3 protein-coding genes are annotated in these 3,125 nt (G+C 49.5%); all 3 read right to left on the bottom strand.

Annotated features, from left to right (window positions below; translation table 11 throughout):
- Positions 1 to 234: TolC family protein (locus tag PLH26_RS21860; protein WP_502876432.1), on the bottom strand; the 234-nt coding region annotated here is incomplete at its 3' end.
- Positions 235 to 249: 15 nt separating this feature from the next.
- A complete protein-coding gene (locus PLH26_RS21175; RefSeq protein WP_324588009.1) occupies positions 250 to 1,155 on the bottom strand; it encodes a TolC family protein in 906 nt (301 codons plus the stop codon).
- An 81-nt stretch (positions 1,156 to 1,236) separates the two neighbouring features.
- The coding region (locus PLH26_RS21170) for an efflux RND transporter permease subunit (RefSeq protein ID WP_324588008.1) at positions 1,237 to 3,125 on the bottom strand (1,889 nt) is incomplete at its 5' end.

Below are 3,125 nucleotides of genomic sequence, written 5' to 3'. Positions count from 1 at the left end.
GTTTTGCTCGGCACTCGCAACAGCGAAACCGGCTTTTAGCTGGTGCCGGTTAAAGACAGGTTGTGTAACTCCTCCCAGTAATCCATAGGCAAGAGAGCTTCCGTTGAACAACAGCGGTAATTTAAAAGCGTTCATTGCCAGGTAAGGCGTAAGGGTAACCGAAGGTAAAAAGGCTTTCCGGGCGGCTGTTACATTGGCATTGCTGGCTGCCAGCTCCAGCTCTGCCTGCTGTATGTCGGGGCGGCTTGTTCACAGATCGGCGGGTATCCCGGATGTGATCACCGGCGGCATTTGTTGTTGCCGTATGGGCAAGCCTCTCGGAACGGGTGTTTGTGCAAAACGGCCGAGGAGCATGTTCATTTCATTCTCAAGCTCAATAATGGCTAGCCGGGTTTCCTGCTCAAGACTGCGGGTATGTATCAAATGCGCGTTAAATTGCTGTACGGCCAGTGCGTTGGCGCGCCCGCCTTCCATTTGTGCCTCTACGATCTCCACCGCCCTTTCCTGTAATTTTATATTTCTGCGGATGATCTCCAGCCTGTTGTCTAAAGCCAGCAGCTCATAATAGTATGAAGCTACCTGGGTTACCAGTTGCGTGGTAACCCAGCGCCTTCCTTTTTCGGAGGCCAGCAGCGCATTATAGGCAGATCTTTTCTTCGCCTTCAGCTTTCCCCACAGGTCAATTTCCCAGGAGCTTTTTAACCCGAGAAAAAAATCACGGGCAGGGTCTGTTACTTTTTGATCTTCCGTAATATTCTGGGAAAGATTGGTATCAAAATTGCCTACGCCCGACATCGTATATTTACCGTATTTATCTACTGCTCCCGATACAAAGCCATCCAGGGAAGGGAGCCTCAGCCCTTTTTGCGCAAGCAGGTGAGCTCTCGCTATCATAATTTTTTCCACCGTGGTTTTGAGCATAAGGTTATTCTTTATTGCTGTGTCAATCAGCCCGAGGAGTACGGTGTCGCGAAAAAACTGCTCACGGCTGAGACTGCCTAAACTGGAACTATCGGCGCGACCGCTGTAACTGCCGGGCACGGGCGCAACCCGTTGTTGAACAACCGGCTGCCGGGTTACACAGGCAGGTACAATTATCAACAGGAAAGCATAAGCGCAAAACCGGATATACAATGCAGAGTTGATCTTTTTCATAAATGATATTCAATTATTCTTTTTAAATAGAGGCAGGGCACGGCTCAGACATTGCAGCGGACTTCCTGCAAGTTCCCTGTGTTATTCTTTTTCCTGCGCCACCTTAAATTTTAACGGCTCTACTTTGAGCTTCATTTTCTTTTTTAATCCTGATTTTTCCTCAATGCCTGCAAAAACAACATACAATCCCGGTATCAGGATGATCCCTAAAAGCGTTCCCGTAAGCATGCCGCCGGCGGCCGCCATGCCAATGGAACGATTGCCCAGTGCACCTGCCCCGGTTGCAATACAAAGAGGGATAAGCCCGGCTATAAAGGCAAAGGAGGTCATTAAAATGGGTCTTAACCTTGAGGCGGCTCCTGCTATCGCTCCTTCCAGTATGGATGATCCCAGCTTTTTTCGCTGGATGGCAAATTCCACAATAAGGATAGCGTTTTTACCCAGTAGCCCGATAAGCATTACCAGCGCTACCTGCGCATAAATATTGTTTTCCAGCCCTGCTAATTTCAACGACAGGAAAGACCCGAAAATTCCCGCAGGCAGCGAAAGGATAACAGGCAACGGCAGCAGGAAGCTTTCATATTGTGCAGCCAGGATAAGGTATACAAATACCAGACAGATAATAAAAATATAGATCGCCTGGTTACCCGACAGGATCTGTTCGCGGGTCATGCCCGACCATTCATAATCGAACCCTCTTGGCAACACTTCTTTGGCAGCGGCCTCTACGGCTTTAATGGCATCGCCACTGCTTTTCCCGTCTGCCGCGTCGCCGTTGATGAGCGCAGACGTATACATATTATAGCGGGTTAGCTGCTCGGGCCCGTATACCCTTTCCATTTTTATAAAGGTTGAAAAAGGGACCATTTCACCATCTTTATTTTTCAGGTACAGGTTAAGTATGTCTTCCGGACCGGAGCGATACTGGGGATAGGCCTGTACCATTACCTTGTACATTTGGCCAAACCGGATGAAATTGGTGGCATAATAGCTTCCCAGCAGCGTTTGCAGCGTATTCATGGCATTTTCAATGGTCACGCCCTTTTTTGCAGCCATGTCCTGGTCTACATGCACCATATACTGGGGGAAATTAGGATTGAAGCCGGTGAACGCATTGCTTACCGCACCCGATTTTTCTGCCGCGGCGATCACATCATTGGCTACTTTTTGCGTTTGCTGCAGATCTTCACTGCCGGTTTTGTCTAAAAGCCGGAACTCAAACCCGCTTGAATTACCAAAGCCCGGAACGGTTGGCGGCGGTAAAAATTCGATACTGGCATCGGTAATGTGTTTTGTTTTTTCTTCCAGTATTTTAATAAGGTCGTTCACGGACTCCGACCTTTCGTCCCAGCTTTTCATATTGATCATGGCCATGCCGTAGGAAGCGCCGGATACTTCGGTAACAAGACTGTAGCCCGCAAGGGTGGAAATATTGTCAATGGCATCCAGGTCTTGCGCGGCTTTCTGTACTTCATCCAGCACTTTACCGGTACGTTCAACAGTGGAGCCCGCGGGAGTAGTAACGTTTACATAGATCATGCCCTGGTCTTCGGTGGGAATAAAGCCCGACGGCAGCACGGCGCTGCTGCCCCATGTGGCCACAAAGAAAATGACCAGCAGTCCCATGGTAATTGCTTTTCTGCCTGCGATGTATTTTACCAGCCCCTGGTATTTTCCCTGTGTGCTGTCGTAAGCTTTATTGAAGCCGGCGAAGAAGCGCTGTAGCAGGTTTTTCTTTTTTCCCGGTGCGGAATGCCGCAGCATCAGGGCGCAGAGCGCCGGCGTAAGCGTTAAGGCATTGATACCCGATATTACAATGGCAATGGCAAGGGTTAGGGAGAATTGCCTGTAAAACACCCCCACCGGCCCTGTCAGGAACGCAACCGGCACAAAAACTGCCGACATTACCAGCGTAATGGCCAAAATAGCGCCGGTGATCTCTTTCATGGCGGCAATGGTGGCATCCATTG

Source organism: Agriterribacter sp. (genome assembly GCF_035444585.1).
Lineage (GTDB): Bacteria > Bacteroidota > Bacteroidia > Chitinophagales > Chitinophagaceae > Agriterribacter.
Note: the sequence above shows the minus strand (reverse complement) of the source record. Positions and strands in the feature narration are given on the sequence as shown.